General features: G+C 67.1%; 16 protein-coding genes. 11 read left to right on the top strand and 5 right to left on the bottom strand.

What is annotated here, in order from left to right:
- The first annotated feature begins 28 nt into the window (after nt 1–28).
- Together H289_RS0110325 and H289_RS0110320 are read left to right on the top strand one after the other, a co-directional pair.
- Nucleotides 29–460: an MmpS family transport accessory protein gene (locus H289_RS0110325; RefSeq protein ID WP_020100710.1), complete on the top strand. Its 432-nt coding sequence runs from the start codon at nt 29–31 to the stop codon at nt 458–460.
- A complete protein-coding gene (locus tag H289_RS0110320; RefSeq protein WP_155944100.1) occupies nt 439–3,300 on the top strand; it encodes an MMPL/RND family transporter in 2,862 nt (953 codons plus the stop codon). Before H289_RS0110325 ends, H289_RS0110320 begins: the two co-directional genes overlap by 22 nt.
- A 9-nt stretch (nt 3,301–3,309) precedes the next feature.
- Here H289_RS0110320 and H289_RS0110315 read toward each other — a convergent pair whose 3' ends face one another.
- Nucleotides 3,310–4,839 carry a PucR family transcriptional regulator gene (locus tag H289_RS0110315; protein ID WP_029105055.1) on the bottom strand — a complete coding sequence of 510 codons (1,530 nt, stop codon included), beginning with the start codon at nt 4,837–4,839 and terminating at the stop codon, nt 3,310–3,312.
- 139 nt (nt 4,840–4,978) lie between these two features.
- Here H289_RS0110315 and H289_RS0110310 point away from each other — a divergent pair, with 139 nt between their 5' ends.
- From H289_RS0110310 to H289_RS0110295, 4 genes are read left to right on the top strand one after another with little or no spacing between them, the layout of a single operon-like run.
- The gene (locus H289_RS0110310; protein WP_020100707.1) at nt 4,979–6,409 is read left to right on the top strand and encodes a gamma-aminobutyraldehyde dehydrogenase; all 1,431 of its coding nucleotides are present in this window, start codon (nt 4,979–4,981) and stop codon (nt 6,407–6,409) included.
- Between the two features lie 55 nt (nt 6,410–6,464).
- Nucleotides 6,465–8,408, top strand: a complete 1,944-nt coding sequence (locus H289_RS0110305; RefSeq protein WP_020100706.1) for a primary-amine oxidase — start codon at nt 6,465–6,467, stop codon at nt 8,406–8,408.
- A gap of 3 nt (nt 8,409–8,411) precedes the next feature.
- The gene (locus tag H289_RS0110300; RefSeq protein ID WP_020100705.1) at nt 8,412–9,263 is read left to right on the top strand and encodes a universal stress protein; all 852 of its coding nucleotides are present in this window, start codon (nt 8,412–8,414) and stop codon (nt 9,261–9,263) included.
- On the top strand, nt 9,256–10,797 hold the full coding sequence (locus H289_RS0110295; protein WP_020100704.1) for an APC family permease: 1,542 nt from the start codon (nt 9,256–9,258) through the stop codon (nt 10,795–10,797). Before H289_RS0110300 ends, H289_RS0110295 begins: the two co-directional genes overlap by 8 nt.
- A gap of 372 nt (nt 10,798–11,169) precedes the next feature.
- Here H289_RS0110295 and H289_RS0110290 read toward each other — a convergent pair whose 3' ends face one another.
- Nucleotides 11,170–13,191 carry a fatty acid desaturase gene (locus H289_RS0110290; RefSeq protein WP_029105054.1) on the bottom strand — a complete coding sequence of 674 codons (2,022 nt, stop codon included), beginning with the start codon at nt 13,189–13,191 and terminating at the stop codon, nt 11,170–11,172.
- A gap of 120 nt (nt 13,192–13,311) precedes the next feature.
- Here H289_RS0110290 and H289_RS0110285 point away from each other — a divergent pair, with 120 nt between their 5' ends.
- Complete coding sequence (locus tag H289_RS0110285; RefSeq protein WP_020100702.1) at nt 13,312–14,328, top strand: AraC family transcriptional regulator; 1,017 nt, start codon at nt 13,312–13,314, stop codon at nt 14,326–14,328.
- 13 nt (nt 14,329–14,341) lie between these two features.
- Here the strand turns inward: H289_RS0110285 and H289_RS0110280 are convergent, their stop codons facing one another.
- The gene (locus H289_RS0110280; protein ID WP_020100701.1) at nt 14,342–15,526 is read right to left on the bottom strand and encodes a serine hydrolase domain-containing protein; all 1,185 of its coding nucleotides are present in this window, start codon (nt 15,524–15,526) and stop codon (nt 14,342–14,344) included.
- Between the two features lie 47 nt (nt 15,527–15,573).
- The gene (locus tag H289_RS0110275) at nt 15,574–17,094 is read right to left on the bottom strand and encodes a biotin carboxylase (protein WP_502685700.1); all 1,521 of its coding nucleotides are present in this window, start codon (nt 17,092–17,094) and stop codon (nt 15,574–15,576) included.
- Between the two features lie 385 nt (nt 17,095–17,479).
- Here H289_RS0110275 and gabT point away from each other — a divergent pair, with 385 nt between their 5' ends.
- From gabT to H289_RS0110255, 3 genes are all read left to right on the top strand, one after another.
- A complete protein-coding gene (gene gabT, locus H289_RS0110265; protein ID WP_020100698.1) occupies nt 17,480–18,820 on the top strand; it encodes a 4-aminobutyrate--2-oxoglutarate transaminase in 1,341 nt (446 codons plus the stop codon).
- The gene (locus H289_RS0110260; RefSeq protein WP_020100697.1) at nt 18,817–20,271 is read left to right on the top strand and encodes an NAD-dependent succinate-semialdehyde dehydrogenase; all 1,455 of its coding nucleotides are present in this window, start codon (nt 18,817–18,819) and stop codon (nt 20,269–20,271) included. The genes gabT and H289_RS0110260 overlap by 4 nt, the downstream gene beginning before the upstream one ends.
- 77 nt (nt 20,272–20,348) lie before the next feature.
- Nucleotides 20,349–22,916, top strand: coding sequence for an NAD-glutamate dehydrogenase domain-containing protein (locus H289_RS0110255; protein ID WP_020100696.1), 2,568 nt, complete (start codon nt 20,349–20,351; stop codon nt 22,914–22,916).
- On the opposite strand, the gene H289_RS0110250 is transcribed toward H289_RS0110255, so the two are convergent.
- Nucleotides 22,903–23,340 (bottom strand): VOC family protein, encoded by a 438-nt coding sequence (locus H289_RS0110250; RefSeq protein ID WP_020100695.1) that lies wholly within the window; start codon nt 23,338–23,340, stop codon nt 22,903–22,905. The genes H289_RS0110255 and H289_RS0110250 overlap by 14 nt on opposite strands.
- A gap of 172 nt (nt 23,341–23,512) precedes the next feature.
- On the opposite strand from H289_RS0110250, the gene H289_RS32355 reads away from it, so the two are divergent.
- Nucleotides 23,513–23,713: leucine zipper domain-containing protein (locus H289_RS32355; protein ID WP_196810024.1), on the top strand; the 201-nt coding region annotated here is incomplete at its 3' end.

Genomic DNA, 23,713 nt, shown 5'->3' with positions numbered 1-23,713 from the left:
ACCGGCCCATCGGCGAAGGGAGACAACGATGCCGGCAGTCCTGGCGAGAATCTGGGTGCCCGCCGTGACCGCGGCGGCTGTCGCGCTGGGCGCGGTGGCCGTCACGCAGCTGCGTGGCGCGTTCGGCTCCGAACCGATCTTCACCGCAACCGGCAGCAGTGCCCAGCCACTTGCACCCACACACGTCAAGCGCGTCGTCTATGAGGTTTTCGGCCCCACCGGTACCGCGGGCAGCGTCAACTACCTCGACCAGAACGCCCAGCCGGTGCAGGCGAGTTTCCGCAGCCTGCCGTGGACCGTCGAGATCAGCACGACCGCGCCGGCCACGATCGCGAGCGTGGTGGCGCAAGGCGACAGCAACCGGCTCGGCTGCCGCATCACCGTGGACGGCGAGGCCCGCCAGGAGCAGTCCGCCACCGGACGTGATGCCCAGACCTCATGTCTGGTCAAGAACGCATGAGCGGCAAGACCTACGACACCCGCCCGGTGTACATGCGGTTCATCCGGCGGTTCGCCTGGCCGATCATCGTCGGGTGGCTGCTGCTGACAGTGGCCCTGAATGTGCTTGTGCCGCAGATCGAATCGGTGGCCCGAGAGCACGCGGTCACGATGTCGCCGCAGGACGCCCCGGCGTTGATCGCCGCCAAGAAGATCGGTGCGACGTACCGTGAGTCGGATTCCGACAGCATCGCGATGGTCGTCCTCGAAGGCGACGAGAAACTCGGCGACGAGGCACACCGCTATTACGACGGCCTGGTGCGGGCGCTGCGGGCCGACCCCGAGCACGTGCAGCACGTCCAGGACGTCTGGGGCGACCCGCTGACCTCGGCGGGCGTGCAGAGCCGCGACGGCAAGGCGGCCTACGTCCAGCTGAATCTCGCCGGCGACCAGGGCAGCACGCTGGGTAATGAATCGGTCGACCGCGTGCGGGAAATCGTCGAGCGGCAGACGCCTCCCCCGGGCCTGAAGGTCTACGTCACCGGGCCGGCGCCGCTGACCACCGACATGAACGAGGCCGCCGACAAGAGCATGCTCACGATGATGGGTGTGACGGGTGTCGTCATCATCATCATGCTGGCCGTGGCCTATCGCTCCGCGAGCACTGTCGCGCTGGTCCTGGTGATGGTCGGGTTCGAGATGGGCACCGCCAGGGGCCTGGTCGCGCTACTCGGCGATCACGGCCTGCTGAGCTTCTCGACGTTCGTGGTTGCCATGCTGTCCTCGCTGGCCATCGCCGCGGGAACCGACTACGCGATATTCCTGGTGGGCCGCTACCACGAGGCCCGCCAGGCCGGACAGGCCCCGGAAGCGGCCTACTACACCATGTTTCGCGGCACCGCCCACATCATCCTGGGCTCCGGCCTGACCATCGCGGGCGCGACGCTGTGCCTGCACCTGGCACGCCTGTCGTACTTCAAGGCGCTGGGTATCCCGTCCGCGCTGGGGCTCGTCGTGGTCGTCGCGGGCGCATTGACCGCCGCGCCGGCCGTGGTGGCGGTCGCCACCCGCCGCGGCCTGCTCGAGCCGAAGCGGAAGACCAAGACCACGGGCTGGCGGCGCATCGGCACCGCAACGGTCCGGTGGCCGGCGCCGATCTTCGTGGCGTCCCTCCTCGTCGCCCTCGTCGGAATCATGTTCATGCCCACCATGAAACTGAGCTTCGACGACCGCTTCTACATCCCACGCGACCTGCCGTCGAACGTCGGATACGACGCCGCCGAGCGTCACTTCAGCGCTGCCACGATGAACCCCGACATCCTGATGGTCGAGACCGATTACGACATGCGCAACAGCGCCGACATGATCATCCTGGACAAGCTGGCCAAGGACATCTTCAAGTTGCCCGGAATCGCGATGGTGCAGAGCATCACTCGGCCGTTCGGCGGGCCGACCGAACACACCTCCATCCCCTTCCAGGTCAGCGCCCAGTCCATTCCGATCCAGCAGAACCTCCAGATCATGAAGGACCGGATGGGTGACATCCTGAAGATGAGTGACGACCTCGGTGGCCTGATCGGACCGATGAAGCGGTTGCAGGCGCTGGTGGACCAGATGAGTGGCGCCACGCAGCACCTGGCGACGGACGTACACCAGATGCACACCACCATGGGCGAACTGCGCGATCATCTGGCGGACTTCGATGACTTCGCCCGGCCGCTGCGCAACTACTTCTACTGGGAGCAGCACTGCACCGACATTCCGGTCTGCGCGGCAACAAGATCCGTCTTCGACGCCATCGACAACGTCGACACCTTCAGTTCGGACATGGCCGCAATGGGCACCGACATGGACAGCACCGTGGCGCTGCTTCCCCAGATGAAGGCGCAGTTCCCGCCCATGATCGCGACGGTCGAGTCCATGCGCGGCACGCTGCTCACCCTGCACAGCAGCTTCTCCGGGCTGATCACCCAGATGTCCGCCATGACCGATACCGCAGGCGCCATGGGCCAGGCCTTCGACGCATCCCGTAGCGGCGACTACTTCTATCTGCCCCCAGAAGCCTTTGCCAATGCGGACTTTCAGCGCGGTCTCAAGCTGTTCCTGTCCCCTGACGGCAAGGCCGCGCGCTTCATCATCACGCACGCCGAGGACCCGGCCACCCCGGACGGTATCGCCGCGGTCCTGCCGACACTCGAGACCGCGCATCAATCGGTGAAGGGATCGGCCCTCACCGACGCCAAGTTCTACCTCGCCGGCACCGCCGCGATCTATCGCGACATCCAGTCCGGCTCGCAATACGACCTGCTGATCGTCGGCACCGCCGCGCTGACCCTGATCTTCGTCGTCATGTTGCTGATCACGCGGGCGCTGGTCGCATCGCTGGTGATCGTCGGCACCGTGCTGCTGTCGCTGGGTGCGGCGTTCGGGCTCTCGGTGCTGGTGTGGCAGAACCTGCTTGGCCTCGAGTTGAACTGGATCGCACCGGTTTTCGGGCTGATCATCCTGCTGGCGGTGGGCTCCGACTACAACCTGCTGCTGGTCTCCCGGTTCCAGGAGGAAATCGGCGCGGGACTGAAAACCGGCATCATCCGCTCGATGGGCGAGACCGGCAGTGTCGTCACCACAGCCGGTTTGGTGTTCGCCTTCACCATGATGTCGATGGCGGCCAGCGATCTGAGCTCCATCGGCCAGGCCGGTACGACCATCGGACTCGGATTGTTGTTCGACACCTTGATCGTTCGGTCATTGATGACGCCGTCGGTCGCGGCCCTCCTCGGCCGGTGGTTCTGGTGGCCGCTGCGACCCCGCCGCACGGCGGTGGTCGCAACCGAACAGCACTCCCCTGTGCCGGTGGGCTGATCAGTCGCCTCAGTCGCCCGGCGTCCGCGCCAAGATCGCCAGCAGCAGTTCGGCGCGGACCCGGGCGACGGCCAGGTCGACTCCGAGCAGCGCCTCGGCGGTCTCGATGCGCTTGCGCATGGTGTGTCGGTGCACGCCGACGGCCGCGGCAGCGGACTCCCAGTGGCCGTTGGCTTCCAGGAAAGCGCGCAGCGAGGTCAGCAGCCCCGTGCCGAACTCCGCGTCGTGGTCGAGAACCGGGGTCAGCACCGCCGCCCCGAGCGCAACCAGCACGTCCCGGCTCTCCCCGAATGCCAGCAGCGCGCTGCCGGCCAGCGCGGAGAATTCGAGCGGAGGCCGGCCGCATTCCGCGACGGACGCCGCCAGCCGGGCGTTGTCGACGGCCTCGGCCAGTTTGGTCAGCGGCTGAATTCCGCTGAGCCCCAGGCGGATGGTCCGCCGCAGCGACGCATCGATCCGCGCCACCAGCGCGGCAGCGATCTCGTCGGCCTCCGCTCCCGGCAACAGCACCGCCAGCCATTTGTCGGCGCCATGGACGAATGCGGACTGACCTGCCTGATCCAGCTGATCGTGGATCGCCGCGCTCACCTTCCTGAGCAGGTTGGCCGCGTCGGCATCCGTGTCCGAATCCGCCTGGACGACCAGCACTCTGATGCGGCCCCGGTGGTCGGCGGCCTGAGACAGCTGCGCCCAGGCCGGCTCCAGGTTGGCCTCGCCGGTGAGGATGAGGCCCAGCGACTGTTCGTTGAGTCGCTGCTGCGCTTCCTTCAACCGCACCGGTTTCTCGAAATCCAGCGCGAGCAACGAGTTCGCGTGGCCCAACAGCACCTGATCGACCGGGCTCAGTGCCGTTTCACTGACCACGCCGAGCACCCCGTGCGAGCGGCCACCGACGCGGATGGACTGCTGCGCGACGGTGACGCCTTCGGCCAGCACCGCGACGGCCGACGCGGCCCCGGGCTCGATGGCGTCGCGCACCAGGTTGACGGTGGTGACGTTGAGATTTCGCGGGTGGGACGCGATCACCGTGCCGGACGGATCCAGCACCACGACGCTGGCCCGCAGCGCCCGCCCCAGTTCGGCCGCAACCTCTTGCGGGCCGCCACTGACGACGGCCCGGGTGATCCGTGGCTGCGCCCGGGACGCCCGCAGCACCGCGTCGTACTGCAGTGCCGCGATGCGTGAGCTGACGCGCTGCACGACGGCCGCGAACGGCGTCCGCAACGGAATCTCCAGCAGCGGCAGCCCCAGCTCCTCCGCGGCGGCGACCAGTTCCTCGGGCACCTCGTCGAAGGTGAGCCCGATGCCGAATCCCACGCCGGCGACACCACTTTCGTGTAGGCGCTGGAGATAGTGCCGCCGGTCCGCAGACCCCGCCGGCAGACCGATGCCGGTGGTCAGCACCAGCTCCCCACCGGACAGCCATTTGGCCGGGTCAGCCAACTCGGTGGTCAGGACCAGACTGATCTCGCTACCGACGCCGCCGGCACCGCCGCGCAGCCGGATTCGCAGATCGGCCTGGTCCAGCACCCATCGCACCGGAACCGTCACCGGCATGAATGTACAGAATGTCGAAAAACCGCACTGAAAATCCCGAGAATGTCCGATGCTCAGGTGTGTGTCCTGGCGCACACTTGTGCAGCCAGTTGTCTGACCAACTTCACCCGAGGACGGCGCGATGTCGATCGAAACACTGCAGAACTACATTGACGGGCAATTCGTCGCGTCGTCATCATCGGAAACGATCGACCTGATCAGCCCGGTCGACGAAGCCGTCGTCGGACGCTCGCCGGTATCGAACCGCGCCGATGTGGACGCTGCGGTCACGGCCGCCGAACGTGCCTTCCAGACCTGGGGCCGCAGCACCCCGGGCGACCGGCAGGCCGCGCTGCTCAAGCTCGCCGACGCCATCGAGGCACATGCCGACGAGATCGTCGAGGCCCAGTGCCGCAACACCGGCCAGCCCAAGGCCATCGTGCACGCCGAAGAGGCCATCGCCGGCGCGAACCAGCTCCGCTTCTTCGCCGGTGCCGCCCGGATGGTGCACGGCCTGTCCGCCGGTGAGTACCTGGAGGGCTACACGTCGTACGTCCGCCGCGAACCGATCGGTGTCGTCGGCCAGGTGGCACCGTGGAACTTCCCGTTCCTGATGGCGATCTGGAAGATCGGCCCCGCCCTGGCCACCGGCAACACCGTCGTCCTCAAGCCCAGCGACACCACCCCCGAGAGCACCCTGGTCCTCGCGCGGCTGAGCAAGGGCATCCTGCCCGACGGCGTGCTCAACGTCATCCTGGGCACCGCCGAGACCGGCGCCGCCCTGGTGGAACACCCTGTGCCGGGACTGGTTTCGATCACCGGTTCGGTCCGCGCCGGCATCGCCGTGGCGGAGTCCGCAGCCAAGCAGCTCAAGCGCAGCCACCTGGAACTCGGCGGCAAGGCACCCGTGGTGGTCTTCCCCGACGTCGACATCGCCAAGGCCGCGGCCGGCATCGCCGAGGGCGGCTGTTTCAACGCCGGCCAGGACTGTACGGCGGCCACGCGCGTGATCGTGCACGAGTCCATCCACGACGAGTTCGTCACCGCACTCGCCGCGGCGGCGCAGAACCTGCGCCCCGGCCTGCCCGACGACCCGGACGCGTTCTACGGACCGCTGAACAACATCAACCACTTCAACACCGTGATCAAGAAGCTGGACAATCTGCCGCCGCACGCCACCGTCGTCACCGGCGGAAAGCGCCTCGGCGACAAGGGCTTCTACCTCGAGCCGACGATCATCAGCGGCGTCCACCAGGACGACGCGATCGTCCAGGAGGAGACCTTCGCCCCCGTCATCACCGTGCAGCCCTTCTCGACCGACGAAGAGGCCATCGCACTCGCCAACGGCGTGCGTTTCGCGCTGGCGTCCAGCGTGTGGACCAAGGATCACGCCAGGGCCGAGAAGTTCACCCGCGCACTCGATTTCGGGTGTGTCTGGATCAACTGCCACATCATGCTGACCGCCGAGATGCCCCACGGCGGCTTCAAGCAGTCGGGCTACGGCAAGGACCTGTCGATCTACGGCGTCGAGGACTACACCCGGATCAAGCACGTCATGAGCTCGCACGACTGATCCGTCCTCCCTTTTCGCCCCACCGACTCGACCCTTGCCGACAGGAGTTTCACCGATGCCCGACACCTTCCACCCCCTCGACCCGCTGACCGCAGCCGAATTCACCAAGGTCGCCGAGCTTCTCGCGGCCGCGCACGGCGTCGGAGACGGCTGGCGGTACACCTCCGTCGAGATGATCGAACCGGCCAAGGTCGAGGTGGCCGCGTTCGACGCCACCGGCACCGCGCCGGACCGGCGCGCGCTGGCGACACTGCTCGACACCTCGAACAACCGCACCTACAAGAGCGTCGTGTCGTTGACGGACGAGTTGGTGCTGTCGTGGGACCACATCCCGGGCGTGCAGCCGAACTTCACCGTGGACGAGTGGGAAGAGGCCGACGAGGTTCTGCGCAAGAACCCGGAAGTCATTGCGGCCCTGGCCAAACGCGGCATCACCGACATGAACCTGGTGTTCATGGACACCTGGACCTACGGCGACGTCGTGATGCCGGAGAAGTACAAGGACCGCCGCCTGGGCTGGACCGACACCTGGGTACGGGCCGCCGAGGGCGCCAACCCCTACGCCGGCCCCGTCAACGGATTCCACTGTGTCATCGACATGAACACCATGGAACTGCTGGAGATCGAGGACACCTTCACCGTCGATCGGCCGGAGATGATGGGTGAGTATGTGCCGCAGCACATTCCCGAGCGCATCCGCAAGGCCAGCACCCGGGAGCCGCTGCAGCCGCTGAACATCACTCAGCCCGAGGGCGTTTCGTTCACGCTCGAGGGAAATCTGCTGAAGTGGCAGAACTGGTCGCTGCGCGTCGGGTTCAACTACCGCGAGGGCATGACGCTGCACGCGGTGAGCTACAACGACAACGGCAATGTGCGGTCGGTGGCCAACCGGATGTCGTTCGCCGAGATGATGGTCCCCTACCGCGACCACTGCACCGACCATTACCGCCGAACGGCTTTCGACATCGGCGAGTGGGGCATCGGCTTCATGACCACCTCGCTGGAGCTCGGCTGCGACTGTCTTGGTGAGATCCGGTACCTGGACGCCGTGCTGCACAACAGCAAGGGCGAGCCGTACACCATCAAGAACGCCATCTGCATCCACGAAGAAGACAACGCCGTGCTGTGGAAGCACGTCGACCACCACGCCGGCGCCGAGGTGCGCCGCATGCGCCGGCTCACGGTGTCGTTCCACGTGACCGTCGCCAACTACGAGTACCTCACCTACTGGCGCTTCTACCAGGACGGCAACATCGAATGTGAGGTCCGCGCAACGGGAATCATGGTGGTGAGCAACTTCCCGGAGGGCCAGGCCCACCCGCACGGCACGCTGGTCGACAACCGCACCTACGCGCCGTACCACCAGCACTTCCTCGTCGCCCGCCTCGATCTCGACGTCGACGGCACCGAGAACACGGTGTACGCCAGCGAGACCGAGATCGAGCCGATGGGACCGGACAACCCCTACGGACTGTCGCTGCGCCAGCGCAACACCCCGCTGCGCACCGAGGCCGAGGGCAAGCAGGACATGAATTTCCAGACCCAGCGGGCGTGGAAGGTCGTCAACGACAACGTCCGCAACGGCATCGGCACCGCGCCCGCCTACAAGCTGGTGCCCGGCGGCGCCTTCCCCGCCATGTTCGATCCGAACTCCCCGGTCCTGGCACGCTGCCGGGCCATCGAGCACACCGTGTGGGTCACCCCCAACTCCCCCGATGAGCGCTGGCCCGCAGGCGAATTCGTCACGCAGAGCAAGGAAGACACCGGCCTGCCGATGTGGACCGAGGCGAACCGCTCGATCGAGAACACCGACGTGGTGCTGTGGTACGTCTTCGGCATCCACCACATCACCCGGCCGGAAGACTGGCCGATCATGCCCGTCGACACCGTCAACTTCTGGCTCAAGCCCGTCGGCTTCTTCGATCGCAATCCCTCGATCGACGTGGCACCGACGCCGCCGAAGGCCTGCCACACGTCCTCCAACTGTGAAGAAGGCTAGCCCGTGAGCAATCCACGAATCGCCGTCGCATATCTCGCAACTCCCGGCGGTGACGACGCCGTCGCCGTCGGCGAGCAGATCGCCCGCACCCTCGGCGCCGAGATCGATCTGTGCATGGTGCTGCCCAGCGACCGGTCGGCGCTCGCCACCACGCCCGGCGGCATCCTGCAGCGCGAAGCCGAAAGCTGGCTCGCCGCAGCCGCGGCCGGGGTCCCCAGCGACCTCAAGGTGACGACGCACCTGAGCTTCGACGAGTCCAGCACCGCTGGCCTGATCGCGGCGGCCGAGGCTGCCGGTGCCGAGGCCCTGGTGGTCGGTGGCGCCGGCGGCGGCATCGCCGGCTCGCTGTCGCTCGGCTCGGTGGTCAACGACCTGGTCCACGCGTCGCCGATTCCCGTGGTGATCGCACCCCGCGGCGCCCGGCTGAAGCACAACGACCGGATCCGGGAAGTCACCTGCGCCGTCGGCACCCGGCCCGGGGCCAAGCTGCTCCTGGACAGCGCGCTGCGGCTCTGCCGGGACACCGGGACGCCGCTGCGCCTGGTGTCGCTGGTCGCCGTCGACGACGCCGACGATCTGGAACTGGCACAGCAGCACGCGCAGAAGGCCCTCGACCAAGCGAAAGCTTTCCTGCCGGAAGGCATTCCGGTCAGCTCGCGCGTGGCCACCGGCGCAGGCGTCGAAGACGCCGTCAACAAACTCGGCTGGCATGACGGCGACGTGATCATGGTCGGGTCCAGCCGGCTCGCACAGCCCCGCCGGCTCTTCCTGGGATCGACCGCGGCGAAAATGCTGCGCGTCCTGCAGGTCCCCATGATCGTGGTTCCGAAAGATGAAGGGGCTGATAATGACTGAACAACTGGCCGATTCCGACCTCGCTCGCGTAGAGCGGGAAGAAGGCCTCGTCGCCAAGGGCCTCGCCGCAGGCAGAATCGGCACCTTCACCGGGGCCATCCTCGGTATCTCGACCGTGGCACCGGGCTACACGCTCACCGCCAGTATCGGCCTGATCGTCGCGGCGGTCGGGCTGAAGATGCCGGCCATCCTGATCGCCGGCTTCATCCCCATGTTCCTGACCGCCTACGCGTACCGTGAACTGAACTCGCGGGCACCCGACTGCGGCGCGTCGTTCACCTGGTCCACCAAGGCTTTTGGCCCGTACGTCGGCTGGATGTGCGGCTGGGGCATGGTGATCGCCACCATCATCGTGCTGTCCAATCTCGCCTCGATCGGCGTCCAGTTCGGCTATGAATTCCTGGGCAGCGTGCTCCACAACGAGAAGCTCGCGACGCTCTCGGCCGACAACGTCTGGGTCAACATCGGATCCACCGTCGCGCTGCTGGCCATCGCCACCTACATCTCGTGTCGCGGCATCACGACCAGCGAGAAGGTGCAGTACGTCCTGGTCGGCTTCCAGATGATCGTCCTCGTCACATTCTCGATCGTTGCGATCGTGCGATCGGGCGGGGCCGAAGGGCACCTGAGCTTCGACATCGATTGGTTCGACCCGTTCACCGGATTGACCATGAGCGCCTTCGTGATCGGGCTCATCGGCTCCATCTTCGCGTTCTGGGGTTGGGACACCTGCCTCACCCTCGGTGAGGAATGCAAGGACCCCACCAAGGTTCCCGGCCGCGCCGGCCTGCTCTGCGTCCTGTCGATTCTGCTCACGTACCTCCTGGTGGCGGTCGCTGTGATGATGTACGCCGGGATCGGAGACACCGGCCTCGGGCTGGGCAACAAGGACAACGCGGCCAACGTCTTCGGCGCGCTGGCCTACCCGGTACTCGGCAGTTGGGGCGGCCCGCTGCTCCTGCTGGCGGTATTCGCCTCGTCGATCGCCAGCCTGCAGACCACCGTGCTGCCGGCCGCCCGCACCATGCTCGCGATGGGCACCTACGGCGCCTTCCCCAAGCGGTTCGCCAACGTCAGCCCCCGCACGCTGTCGCCGGTGTTCAGCACCGTGGTCGCGGGTGTCGTCACCGCCGCGTTCTACACCATCGTGACGCTGCTGTCCGAGCGCACACTGCTGGATACCATTGCCGCCCTTGGCATCATGATCTGCTGGTACTACGGCATCACGGCGTTCGCCTGCGTCTGGTTCTTCCGCAAGGAACTGTTCCTCAACGCGCACAACGTCATCTACAAGCTGGTGTTCCCGCTACTCGGCGGCATCATGCTGCTGTCGGTATTCGTCAAATCGGTGCTCGTCAGCATGGATCCGACAGCCAGCGGCAGTGGCGCGGAGATCGGCGGCATCGGGCTGGTGTTCTACCTGGGCTTCGGCATCCTGCTCTTCGGCGCGGTGCTGATGCTCGTGATGCGCGCGTCACAGCCGGCGTACTTCCGCGGCGAGACGCTGACGATGGATACTCCCCCGCTGCCCTGAACGGGGGTCGACGCGCCCCGTCACGCTTCGGCGTGGCGGGGCGCGTTCTTTGTGAGGCAGTTCGCTTGTGCCCGTTCACCCTGCAACCTGGGCGCAAAAGACCGAGTAGCGGTGTGCGCAGGCACAGGATCAACGCCCAAACCAGGCATTCCCGCGTTCACCCTGCAACCTGGGCGCAAAAAGCCGAGTAGCGGTGTGCCTGGCTGCAGGGTGAATACCCGGGTGCACCAGACAAGTACCTCACTTCAATCACGATGCACTGCAAGCCATCCTGACCGAAGCGAGGTACCTGATTCGGCGGCTGGACGTCCCTGACGTCAATGACCACCCGCAGATCGCCGCATGATTGACCTCAGGGACCTCGTTGCGCCGTCAGGCGTCGTAGTCGATCGACACCGCCGGGCTGGTCGGATGCGACTGGCAGGTGAGGATGTAGCCGGCATCGAGATCACCCCGCCCGAGGGCGAAGTTCTGCTCCATGTCGACTGTGCCCTCGAGCAATTTGGCCCGGCAGGTACCGCACGCACCGCCCATGCACGAGTAGGGCGCGTTGCTCCCGGCTTGCAATGCACCTTCCAGGATCGTGTCGCCGGCCGCGAGGCCGAAAGTCTGCCGCTTCCCGGACAATTGGACGGTGACGGCGGCGGCCTGATAATCGCGGGCGGGCGCGTCGCCGCGGTCGAACCCGGTGAACAACTCCAGATGGATCCGCTCGGGATCGACGCCACCCTCGATCAACGTCTCGCGCGCGCCGGTGGACATCGCGGCAGGGCCGCACAGGAACCACTCGTCGACGGTATCCGGACGAAGATCCGCCGTGAGCCAGCCGGTCAGTCGCTCCGTATCGATGTGGCCGGACAACTCAGGGGTGTGTCGCGGCTCGGCCGACAACACGTGCCGGATTTCGAGGCGGTCGGCGTACCGGGATTCGAGACGGTCGAGTTCGGTGCGGAACATCGTGGTCTCTTTGGTTCGGTTGCCGTAGACGAGGGTGAAGCGGCTCTCGGTTTCGAGCTCCATGACGGTGGCAAGAATCGACAGCACCGGGGTGATGCCGCTGCCGGCCACCAGACCGACGTAGTGCTTGCGGTGCAACGGATGCAGCGCCGAACTGAAGCTGCCGGCCGGGGTCATCACCTCCAGGACGTCGCCGGCCTTGAGCTGATCGGCGACAAAACCCGAGAACGTCCCTCCCGGAATGTGTTTCACCGCGATCCGCAGCTGAGCCCGCGTGGCCGGCGCGCAGATGGAGTAGCTGCGGCGCACGCCCTCGCCACCCAGATCCGTGCGCACCGAGACGTGCTGGCCTGGTTCGAATCGGAACTGATCCTGAAGTGCCTCTGGAACGGCGAAAGTCACCAATGTGCTGTCGGCGGTGATCGGATCGACGGCAGCCACCGGAATCCGGTGGAACACCGCGTGCGGCGAACTCGAGCGCACCGGCATCCGCACCGGCAGCAGCCGACCGAGCTTGCCGTTGAGTTGCTTCCATTCCCGGAACTCGCCGGACTCGAGCGACTGTCCGAACACCGTGGAAATCGCGGCGTTTCGGTCCAGGTATGCCTCCTCGTTGCGGCGCCAGGTCTTGGTGTACCGATAGAACGGCACCGACGGGTGCAGGTGGTGCACCAGATGGTAGTTCTGCGACAGCATCAAGGGCGTGTAGAGCCACTCCATGCCGACGCGGGTTCTGGTCGCCCGGTAGCGGTCACTGCGCTGGGTGTCCTCCAGACCGTGGTGCGGCATCCAGTCGAACCACCACGCCAAGACCACCACTGCGATGCGCTGCGGGATGATGAAGACGACGGCGAGCGTCCAGAAGTGGCCCGACATGATGGCGGCGATCAACCCCGTCACCGAAAGGGCCACGCACGCCAGGGTTTCGGCGACCTCGGCCTTGGGGCGGCTGCGGATCTTGCGGATCAGATAGTTGCCGTAGGACACGTCGAGAACAGCCCAGCGGAACGGCAGTTGCCACGCCGGTCCATGCGAGGCGAAGGTGTCCGGATCGTTCTCGTCGTCGTTCGAATGCCGATGGTGCTCAATGTGAATGAACCCGAACGACGGAAACGAGATCAGGGGCTGGACGAACAGCACCGCCAACCGTCCGAACAAGCCGTTGACCCAACGGGTGGAACTGATCGCATAGTGCACGGCGTCGTGGACGACGGTGAACATCGTGAAGGTCACCACCGCGTTGACCACGATGGGCACCCACATCGGAGCAGCACCGTCCAGATAAGCGACTGTTGACGCGACGAATGCCACCAGTCCCGCCAGAAACAGCGCCACGGTCGGCCACGCCAACTTCGGTACCTGCTCACCGGGATCCGGCAAGGCCGCTCGCACGGCGGCTTGGCTGTCCGCCCGATCGGCCACTTCCACTGACGCCATTCGACACTCCGTCTGTCAGGCAACCCGCGTTGGTTGCGTCTGCCGAAAAACGCTACGGACAGGGCCGATGCGATTGAATGTTTCAACGGGACGCCGATTTGGTATTTTCGGACAGTGGGTATGACCCCGGTCTGGGCGGTGCCGCGGGGCACCGAAGGCGTCCGCATCATGGTGCAGGGCGCCATCGCGCATGGGATGACGGCCGCCGAATGTCTGGCGGGCAGCGGGCTGACCGAAGCCGACCTGGACGACGAGAACGCGGAGATCTGGGCGCACCAGGAATTCGACGTCATCCGCAATCTCATTGCCGGGCTTGGCGACAGCCCGGGCGTCGGCATCGAGGTGGGAGTGCACTCCACCCTGGGTCGGGCCGGCCTGCTCGGTTTCCTGATCCTGGCGAGCCCCAATCTGCGGCAGGGCGTGGAACTGATCCTGCCCTATCTTGCACTCTCCCCCACCCACCTCCGCTTCTCGGTGGAGACCGACGACGAGTACGGGTACCTCGTCGCCGATGACAGTGAATTACCCACGGATGTCAGGTCATTCATCGTCGAGCGGGACCTGGCCGGATTCGTCGCCGCGACGCAGGGCGCGAACCTGGCACTCACACCGTCGTGGGCAGAGACGACGCTCGACGCCGAGCGCGCCGCAAAGCTCGCCGAGCTGTGGCGGCTTCCCGCGTCCGGCGTACGTTCCGGCCGGCGCACCAACCGCCTCGCCGTCACCCATGAAGTGCTGGAGATGCCGTCGCCGCTCGCCGACGCCAACACGGCGCGCAAGATCGAACAGCAGTGCCGGGACTTGCTCGAACGCAGGCTGTCTCGCGTCGGCGTGGCGGGCCAGGTCCGCAGCCGGCTACTGCACAACCCCGGTGAGCTGCCGGCGATGCCGACCATCGCCGACGAACTGCACATCGATCAGCGCACCCTGCGCCGTCGGCTCGCCGCCGAAGGCACGTCCTACCGCGCATTGCTCGACGAGGTCCGCCGTCACCTGGCCGTCGAGCTGCTCCAGCAAGACCTGTCCGTGGAAGAGATCTCCCGGCACCTGGGGTACGCCGAAACAGCCAACTTCACCCACGCTTTCAAGCGCTGGGAAGGCACCGCGCCGAGCTACTTCCGCAGGCCGCGGTCGTAGCTCGGCGCCAGGCTCACACCAGAGCGGCCGCCACCGCGTCGAACGCGCGCAGCGTGGAGAACAGCATGTGCGCGTGTTGCGGCAGCGGCCAGCTCGACAGCTTGGCGGCCACCACACCCGCCGGCCGGTTGACGTAGATCATCTGGCCGTGGATGCCCAGACACAGCAGCACGTCGTTGCCCGGGTACGGGAACCAGACCTGGTTGCGGTACATACCGCCGGGCATCCGGTTGTCGCCGGGGCTGTAGGCGAACGCTTCACGCGAATCTGCGCCTCCCACAACGGTATCGGCGATCCACGCCGCGGGCAGCACCTGCTCGCCGAGCAGCGACACCCCGTCGTTCAGATACAGCGAACCGAAGCGCACCAGGTCGCTCAGGCACGCGCTGATGCCGCCGTCGAACATGCCGCTGCCCATCGAGTCGATGCCGATGTTGGCATCGTGGGCGGCGCCGAGCCGGCTCCACACCAACTGCGACATCAACTCCGGCATCCGGGCGCCGGCCGCGGCCTCGCAGACCCAGCCGAGCACATCGGTTTCGCACGAACGGTATTCGAACGGCCCGCCGTGCGGCCTCTTCTGCCGCAGCGTGAGCAGGAAGTCGTACATCGTGGCCGGGACGTCGGGATGGGTCCGCGGCGACCAGCCGATGGCCTGCTCCAGTACCCGCACCTCGGCGGCCGGGTCCAGGTAATCCTCGGAGAACGCGATGCCCGAGCGCATGTCCAGCAGGTGCCGGACCGTCGCGCCGTAGTAGCCCGAGTTGGCCAGCGCCGGAACGTAATCGGACGCCAGGGCGTCGACGTTGAGTGCTCCGGAACCGGCCAGCGCACCGGCCACCGCGGCGATCAGGGTCTTGCTCACCGACATCAGCAGGTGCGCCGTTTCGGGCTGCATGCCGCCGTAGTACTGCTCGGCGAAAACCCGGCCGCGATGCGTCACGATCCAGCCGTCGGTGGCGGTCGCCGCCATGACCTGCCCGACCGTCGAGGGCGTGCCGTCGGGCAGCATCACCCCAGTAGCCGAGACGTCGGAATGGGCCGACGGCAGCGGCGCCACCGGACCCGCACCGCGGGAAATGGTTGCGGTGGGCAGGAATTCAGCGACGTGCTGGAACGACCAGTGCAAGTGTGGCGCGGACTGCCAGTTCGCCAGTGAAATGACGGACGGCGTGCGGCCCGGGTCTGAACCAAGCACGGCCGCTCCTGTCGCACGACGCCGAGTGAGCCGGCGCGATGACCTCATCATAGAGACTTCACACTCCCGCCCACGACGGCCGGCGACGCCGCGGACTGCGCCAGCGGAACGCCGCGGTACAGCGCACGGATCGAATCGATCAGGTGCCGGGCTCGGATGGTCAGCGCCGTGCCGCCCTGCGCGGCATCCCACTGCAACCGGCCTTTGGTCACCAGCACGCCCAGATCAGCCCCCTTCCACCGGTAGTCACCGGCGGGATAGATCCGCAGGAAGAAGGCCTCGGACTCGTCCTGCAGCTGATGCCAGTCGAGCGCGGCCCGCCGGAACACCAACGCGCCGTCGGCATCCAGGGCGTAGTGCCCGGTCGCCGGCGTGCCGACCAACTGCTCGACGGTGTCGCTGGTCTCCTTGATGACCATCTGACTCCAGACGTCAGCGGACGCCAGCTGCTCCCAGCGTTCGTTGATCTCGTCGACATCGAGGTCGAAGTCGACGTCCATGTACTCCAGCAGGTGGAACAGGAACAGCGGGACGTCGGCGTAGGCACCGGCCGTCACATTGGTGATCGACGTGGCGCCGCTGATGCGGGGATTGAGCTCACCCAGGTACACCTCGCCGTCATCGGTGTCGACGAGGACGTCGACCTCGAAGTAGCCGCGGTAACCCTCGGCCGCCAGCCGGTCTCCGAGCCGTCGCACCAATTGTGTTGCCGCGGCGCGGCGTTCGGGGGTCAGGACATCTGCGTACATCTCGTTGCCGCACCATCCGCCGCGGTACGGCGTCAGCTCGGCATAGCCTGTCAGCTCGCTCATGAACGGGCCGACGACGGTGCCGCACCGGGTCAGCACCGCCTCGACGGCAACGGGCCGGTTGTTGATGCGGCGCATCACCTTGATGTCCTGCCCGACGATGTGCTGGGCGTGCTTGCGCCAGTCGGCCTCCGACGAGATGAAGAACGTGGTCTTGCCCGAGTCGCCATACGGCGTCTGGATCACGAGTTCACTGCCGAGGGCGGCCTTTTCGGCGGCCGCGGTGAGCTGCTCGTAGCTGTCGACGTTGGTCAGTACGTTGGGGACGCTCGGCGCACCGGCCTCGTTGCCCAGCCGGGTCGTGACGAGCTTGGAGTCCAGGTGCTCGCGCAGCGCGGCCGGCGGCAGGATCAGGTCGTAGCCGAGTTCGGCGCAGATCGCCTCGGTCTCGGCGTCGAAGAACACCATGGCCACCTTCGGCCGGACACCCGGCGCCAGGCCGCGCTGCATGTGCGCCCGCACCTCGGGATTGCGCAGCAGCCAGTTGTTGATCTCCTCACCGCTCTCGAACTCGCGGTAGGGCTTGTGCCTGGGGCTGAACACGTGCGGGTGCGAGCCGTCCCAGCCGTCGTAATAGGTGACGAACGAGAACCTGCGCACCCACCGGTCCAGGCCCAGCAGGTTGAACGGGGTGGCGCCGACGAAGTAGATGGGCACGTCGTTGGTGCGGAAGAAGTGCCGGACCTCGGACATGTTGCGCAAGTTCCGCAGATGCGGTGTCGGGGCCGGCGACGACGCGAACGCGGCGTCCGTCCCCACGCTCACCTCGGGCGCCGGCGCGGGCGACGGCACGACGGGGACTGCCCTGGCCTGCGCGGCCACGCGCTTGGCCGGCGCCTTCGCCGGAGTCTTGGCCGCAGCCTTCGTCGGGGTCCTGGCGGGGCTCTTGGCCGGCGCCTTCGCCGATGTCGTGGCCTTCGCGGCACGGGTGCCGCGGGCTGTGGTGCGGCGAGTTGGTTCGGTCACAGTTCACCCCTCGTTGTGATGTTGGCGGTGTTCACAGTGTGGTTTCGGAGCGACCGCCGCACACACGACAAAATGGCGTGCACTCCTCCAACCAAATCGACAACATGGACATGGTCATCGGGCTCTGGACGGCACAGAATCAGCAGTACACAAGCCGTTCGATCACCAGGAGCAACCGATGACCGACATCACCTATCGACTGGCGCAGAAGCGCAACATCGTCACCGCGCTGCCCGGTCCGCGATCGGCCGAGGTGTCGGCGCGCCGCCAGGCCGCCGTGGCCGGCGGCGTCAGCTCCTCGGCTCCGGTCTACGCCGCGGACGCCGACGGCGGCGTCATCGTCGACATCGACGGCAACTCGCTCATCGACCTGGGTTCGGGCATCGCCGTCACCAGCGTCGGCGCATCGCATCCCGGTGTCGCCGCGGCGGTGGCGCAGCAGGCAGCCCGCTTCACCCACACCTGTTTCATGATCACCCCGTACGAGGGCTACGTGGAACTCGCCGAGCGGCTCAACGCCATGACCCCCGGCGATCATGAGAAGCGCACCGCATTCTTCAACTCGGGCTCCGAGGCCGTCGAGAACGCCGTCAAGGTCGCGCGCCTGGCCACCGGCCGGCAGGCCGTCGTCGCCTTCGACCACGCCTACCACGGCCGCACCAACATGACGATGGCGCTGACCGCCAAGGCCATGCCCTACAAGACGCAGTTCGGTCCGTTCGCGCCCGAGATCTACCGGATGCCTGCGTCGTACCCGTACCGCGATGGCCTGACCGGCGAGGCCGCCGCCAAGGCCGCCATCAGCCGCATCGAGACCCAGATCGGCGCCGCGTCGCTCGCCGCCGTCATCATCGAGCCCATCCAGGGCGAGGGCGGCTTCATCGTGCCCGCGCCGGGATTCCTTGCCACCATTGTTGATTGGTGCAAGGCCAACGGCGTCGTGTTCATCGCCGACGAGGTGCAGACGGGCTTCGCCCGCACCGGTTCGTGGTTCGCCTCCGACCACGAGGGCATCGTCCCCGACATCATCACCATGGCCAAGGGCATCGCCGGCGGCATGCCGCTGGCCGCCATCACCGGCCGTGCCGACCTGCTGGACGCCGTGCACCCCGGCGGCCTGGGCGGTACCTACGGCGGTAACCCGGTTGCCTGCGCCGCGGCACTCGCCACGCTCGACGCCATGGCCGACATGGACCTGCCGGCCCGCGCCCGCGCCATCGAAGCGTCGGTCCTGCCGAAGCTGCAGGCCCTCACCGACACCGGGGTCATCGGCGACGTCCGTGGCCGCGGCGGCATGCTGGCCATCGAGATCGTCAAACCCGGCACCAGCGATCCCGATCCGGTGCTCACGAAAGCCATTGCGGCAGAGGCGTTCAAGCGCGGCGTCATCCTGCTGACCTGTGGCTCGTACGGCAACATCATCCGCCTGCTCCCGCCGCTGGTGATCAGCGACGAACTGCTCGACGAGGGCATCGCCGTCCTGAGCGACATCGTGCGCGAAATGGCGGCGGCCCGATGATCGACCGCACCACACTGCTGGAGTCCATGCCCACCGAGCTGTGGCTCGGCGGCCTGCAGGTCCCCGCGTCCACCGGAGCCCGGTTCGCCGTGCACGACCCGGCCACGGACGCCGTGCTCATCGAGGTCGCCGACGCCTCGCCCGCCGACGGCGCCCGCGCCCTCGACGACGCGGTCGCCGCGCAGGCATCGTGGGCCGCCACCCCGGCCCGCGAACGCGCCGAAATCCTGCGCCGCGCCTGGGAACTGGTCATGGAACGCCGCGACGACTTCGCCTTGACCATGACCCTCGAGATGGGCAAGCCCTTGGCGGAGAGCCAGGGCGAGGTGAACTACGGCGGCGAGTTCCTGCGCTGGTTCGCCGAAGAGGCGGTCCGGATCAACGGCCGCTACACGCAGTCCCCCACCGGCACCGGCCGCATCCTGGTCACCAAGCAGCCCGTCGGGCCGACCCTGGCGATCACGCCGTGGAACTTCCCGCTGGCCATGGGCACCCGCAAGATCGGCCCGGCGCTGGCGGCAGGTTGCACCATGATCGTCAAGCCCGCAGCCGAAACCCCGCTGACCATGCTGCTGCTGGGCCAGGTGTTCGCCGACGCGGGCCTGCCCGCCGGCGTGCTGTCGATCCTGCCGACCACCGATGCCGCCGGCCTGACCGGCCCGCTGCTGGCCGACCCGCGCCTGCGCAAGCTGACCTTCACCGGTTCCACCGGTGTCGGCCGGAAGCTGTTGGCGCAGTCCGCAGATCGGGTGTTGCGTACCTCGATGGAACTCGGCGGCAACGCCCCGTTCGTGGTGTTCGACGACGCCGATCTGGACGCCGCGGTCGACGGCGCGATGGCCGCCAAGATGCGCAACATGGGTGAGGCCTGTACCGCCGCCAACCGCATTCACGTCGACAACGCCGTGCGCGCCGAGTTCACCGAGAAGCTCGCCGCCCGCATGGCCGCACTGGCCACCGGCCCGGGCGACCAGGCCGGCAGCCAGGTCGGTCCGCTGATCACCGCCAAGCAGCGGGCGACCGTCGACGAACTGGTGCAGGACGCCGTCAACAAGGGCGCCACGGTGGCCACTGGCGGCAAACCCGTTGAAGGCGAAGGCTTCTTCTACCCGCCGACCGTGCTCGCCGACGTGTCGACCGACGCCCGCCTCCTGCGCGAGGAGATCTTCGGACCGGTCGCCGCGATCATCGGATTCGACGGCGAGCAGGCCGGCATCGATGCCGCCAACGACACCGAGTACGGCCTGGCCGCCTACGTCTACACGCAGGGCCTGGACCGGGCGCTGCGCGTCGCCGAAGCAGTCGAGGCCGGAATGGTGGGCGTCAACCGCGGCGTCATCTCCGACGTGGCCGCGCCGTTCGGCGGCATCAAGGAATCCGGCATCGGTCGGGAAGCCGGCAGCGAGGGCATCGAGGAGTACCTCGAGACCAAGTACATCGCCCTTCAGTAGTTGCGCCGCAACACCTTTCCTTCTACCCCCTGCAACCACACAGACATCCAAGTAAATAGACCGGAGTAGTCCTCCCCATGCAGAATTCCGCTGCCCGGGTGTCTTTCGACGCCGACGGGCTGAACAACCACGCCCAAATCCAGTGGCCCGCACAGCCGCCGCTGCTCGCCGACGTCTGCGCGATGTTCGAGTCCTTCGGCCTGCGCGTCGCCTCCTACCACCATTCCGATGACGCCGGGCACTGCTACGAGTTCGGCGACCTCTCGCTCTCCGACGCGACACGTGACCTGGTCGCGCAGGCCTGCGAGGCCGCCATCGCGGGCCGCTGGAACGTCGACCGGTATGCGATGCTCATCGCCGCGGCAGGCATCGATTGGCGCCGGGCGGTGCTTATCCGCGCCGCGTGCCGGTTCCTCCGGCAGACGGGGCTGGGGTTCTCCGAGGACTACATCGTCGAATCCCTCGTGGCCGCGCCCGATTTCGTGAACGCGCTGCTGACCCTGTTCGATGCCCGGTTCAACCCGGGCACCGACGCCGACATCGAGCAGGCGGATCGCGACGTCGCAGGCCTCGTGGAAGCCGCCACCTCACTGGACGACGACCGGATCCGCCGGGCGCTGCACGCCTTCGTCACCGCGACGTTGCGCACCAACTGGTTCCAGGTCGGCGCCGATGGTCAGCCCAAGGACTACGTGTCGTTCAAGATCGACTCGTCACGCCTGTCGATCACCGGACCCGTCGTGCCTTATCGCGAGATCTTCGTGCACTCCGACACCGTCGAGGGCGTGCACCTGCGCAGCGGCGCCATCGCCCGCGGCGGCCTGCGCTGGTCCAACCGTGCCGAGGACTTCCGCACCGAGGTGCTGGGTCTGATGAAGACACAGGCCGTGAAGAACGCCCCGATCGTGCCGACCGGCGCCAAGGGTGCCTTCGTCCTGCGTTCTGCCACTGTCGATCCCGCTGACGGTTACCGCACGTTCATCCGCGGCCTGCTCGATGTCACCGACAACATCGTCGACGGCACCGTCCGTCACCCCGACCGCACGGTGTGCCCCGACGGCGATGACGCCTACCTCGTGGTCGCCGCCGACAAGGGCACGGCCACCTTCTCCGACCTGGCCAATTCCATTGCCGCCGAGTACGACTTCTGGCTGGGCGACGCCTTCGCCTCGGGCGGGTCGGCCGGATACGACCACAAGGCCATGGGCATCACTGCCCGCGGCGCCTGGCTGTCGGTGCGGCGGCACTTCGCCGAGGCCGGTCATGACATCGACGTCGACCCGTTCACGGTCGCCGGCATCGGCGACATGTCGGGTGACGTGTTCGGCAACGGAATGCTGTTGTCCCACAACATCAAACTGGTCGCGGCATTCGACCACCGGCACATCTTTCTCGACCCGAATCCGGACCCCGAGACCTCGTACGTCGAGCGCGAGCGTCTCTTCCGCCTCCCCCGCTCCAGCTGGCAGGACTATGACCCGGCGCTGATCTCCGCCGGCGGTGGCGTGTGGCCGCGCACCGCCAAGTCGATCCCGCTGTCGGAGCAGGCCAGGGCGAGCCTCGGCGTCCAGGCCACCGAATGCACGCCCGACGAGCTGATCAGCGCAGTGCTGCGGGCACCGGTCGATCTGCTGTGGAACGGCGGCGTCGGCACCTACGTCCGCGCCGACGACGAGACCGATGCCGACGCACAGGACAAGGCGAACGACCGGGTCCGCGTCACCGCATCGCAGTTGCGCTGCAAGGTGATCGGCGAGGGCGGCAACCTCGGCCTGACTCAGCAGGCCCGTATCGCGTTCGCGCTGAACGGCGGCCGTGTCAACGCCGACTTCATCGACAACGCCGCCGGCGTCGCCACCTCCGACCTCGAGGTCAACCTCAAGATCGCACTGGACTCCGGCAATATCGCCACCGCACAACGCAATAAGCTGCTCGCCGACGCCACCGACGATGTCGCCGCGCGGGTGCTGGCCGACAACGCCGACCAGATTCTCGCGATCAGCATGGCGGCCGCTGAAGCAGGCTCGCTGTTGGAGCGGCACGTCCGGCTCATCAGCAACCTGCAGGACGTGGCCGGCGTCGATCCCGATGTCGAGGGACTGCCGTCGAAGCAGGAACTGGATCGCCGCCGTCTCGTCGGACTCGGACTCACCCGTCCCGAAATCGCCGTGCTGCTGGCACAATCCAAGAATCTGGTGTCGCAGGAGCTGTTGGCCTCCGACGTACCGGATCACGAGATGTTCGTCGGCCGCCTGGCGCAGTACTTCCCGGCCGGCATCGCCGAGCACGCCCGGGCCGAGATCGCGAACCACCCGCTGCGGCGCGAGATCGTCGCGACCTCGGTCGCCGGTGAGCTGATCAACCGCGTCGGGCCCGGCACCATCTACCGTATGCAGGAGCGGCTGTCGGTGAGTACGGCCGACGTGGCGATGGCGTACGCGACGGTGCGCGACATCCTCGATCTCGACAACCTGTGGTCCGAGGTGCTGACCGGTAAGTCCGATGAGACCCAGCGCATCCAGGCGCTGCTGGAGATCCGGGAACTGCTCGAGCACCTGACGTCGTGGGTGGTGCGTAACGGCGCGGGCAACCGCGACCGGGTGAGCGCCGCGGTCAGCCGGTTGATGGCCGTCAGCTCTTCTTGAGCTCCTCGGCGAACATCACGATGATGCCGCTGGGACCGCGGACGTACGTCAGTTTGTAGATGTCCTCGTAGGTCGCCACGCCACGCAGTGGGTGACACCCGTGGCGGGCGGCGATCTCGAGGGCCGCATCGATGTCGTCGACCGAGAACGCGACGCGGTGCATCCCAATATCGTTGGGGCGGGTGGGTTCAGACTCGTTCGCCTCGGGATGGATGTACTCGAAGAGCTCGATGCGGCCGTGACCGTCCGGTGTCTCGAGCATTGCGATGTTGGCGTGGTTGCCGTCGAGACCCACCGCGGTTTCGGTCCATTCGCCACTGACCGTGGCACGGCCGACCACCGTGAGCCCGAGGTCGGTGAAGAACGCGATGGTCGCGTCGAGATCGCGCACGGCGATGCCGACGTTCTCGAGTTTGATGGCCATAGCTCGGATGCTACCCAGCAGGGGCCGGCACCAAACGATGCCCGCGCCGGTCCCTGCCGACTAGCTGTACTGACCACGGACGTTAGGTACGGCGTGGCGTGGTGACATGAAGAAGACCTCCGAGTGAAGTGCGAGCTGTCGAGGAACGCACCAACTCATCTCGGAGGTCTTCATGTCCCACCGTAATGCTCCTTTGTCCGATACCGGGCGTCTGCGCCTGGCTCGCTGCGTCGTGGAGGACGGTTGGCCGCTGCGGCGAGCTGCCGAGCGATTCCAGGTCGCGGTGAGCACGGCGGCTCGCTGGGCCGGCCGCTACCGCGAACTCGGCGCTGCCGGCATGAGCGATCGCAGCTCACGACCGCACCACAGCCCC

The organism is Mycobacterium sp. 360MFTsu5.1, assembly GCF_000383495.1.
In the GTDB taxonomy this organism is placed as follows: Bacteria; Actinomycetota; Actinomycetes; order Mycobacteriales; family Mycobacteriaceae; genus Mycobacterium; species Mycobacterium mucogenicum_B.
This window is presented reverse-complemented; position numbering and strand designations above follow the sequence as displayed.

What these genes read in the sequence shown, in the direction of transcription:
- H289_RS0110325 (WP_020100710.1), top strand. Translation starts at nt 29, where the DNA reads ATGCCGGCAGTCCTGGCGAGAATCTGGGTGCCCGCCGTGACCGCGGCG.
- H289_RS0110320 (WP_155944100.1), top strand. Translation starts at nt 439, where the DNA reads ATGTCTGGTCAAGAACGCATGAGCGGCAAGACCTACGACACCCGCCCG.
- H289_RS0110310 (WP_020100707.1), top strand. Translation starts at nt 4,979, where the DNA reads ATGTCGATCGAAACACTGCAGAACTACATTGACGGGCAATTCGTCGCG.
- H289_RS0110305 (WP_020100706.1), top strand. Translation starts at nt 6,465, where the DNA reads ATGCCCGACACCTTCCACCCCCTCGACCCGCTGACCGCAGCCGAATTC.
- H289_RS0110295 (WP_020100704.1), top strand. Translation starts at nt 9,256, where the DNA reads ATGACTGAACAACTGGCCGATTCCGACCTCGCTCGCGTAGAGCGGGAA.
- H289_RS0110290 (WP_029105054.1), bottom strand. Translation starts at nt 13,191, where the DNA reads ATGGCGTCAGTGGAAGTGGCCGATCGGGCGGACAGCCAAGCCGCCGTG.
- H289_RS0110285 (WP_020100702.1), top strand. Translation starts at nt 13,312, where the DNA reads ATGACCCCGGTCTGGGCGGTGCCGCGGGGCACCGAAGGCGTCCGCATC.
- gabT (WP_020100698.1), top strand. Translation starts at nt 17,480, where the DNA reads ATGACCGACATCACCTATCGACTGGCGCAGAAGCGCAACATCGTCACC.
- H289_RS0110260 (WP_020100697.1), top strand. Translation starts at nt 18,817, where the DNA reads ATGATCGACCGCACCACACTGCTGGAGTCCATGCCCACCGAGCTGTGG.
- H289_RS0110255 (WP_020100696.1), top strand. Translation starts at nt 20,349, where the DNA reads ATGCAGAATTCCGCTGCCCGGGTGTCTTTCGACGCCGACGGGCTGAAC.
- H289_RS0110250 (WP_020100695.1), bottom strand. Translation starts at nt 23,340, where the DNA reads ATGGCCATCAAACTCGAGAACGTCGGCATCGCCGTGCGCGATCTCGAC.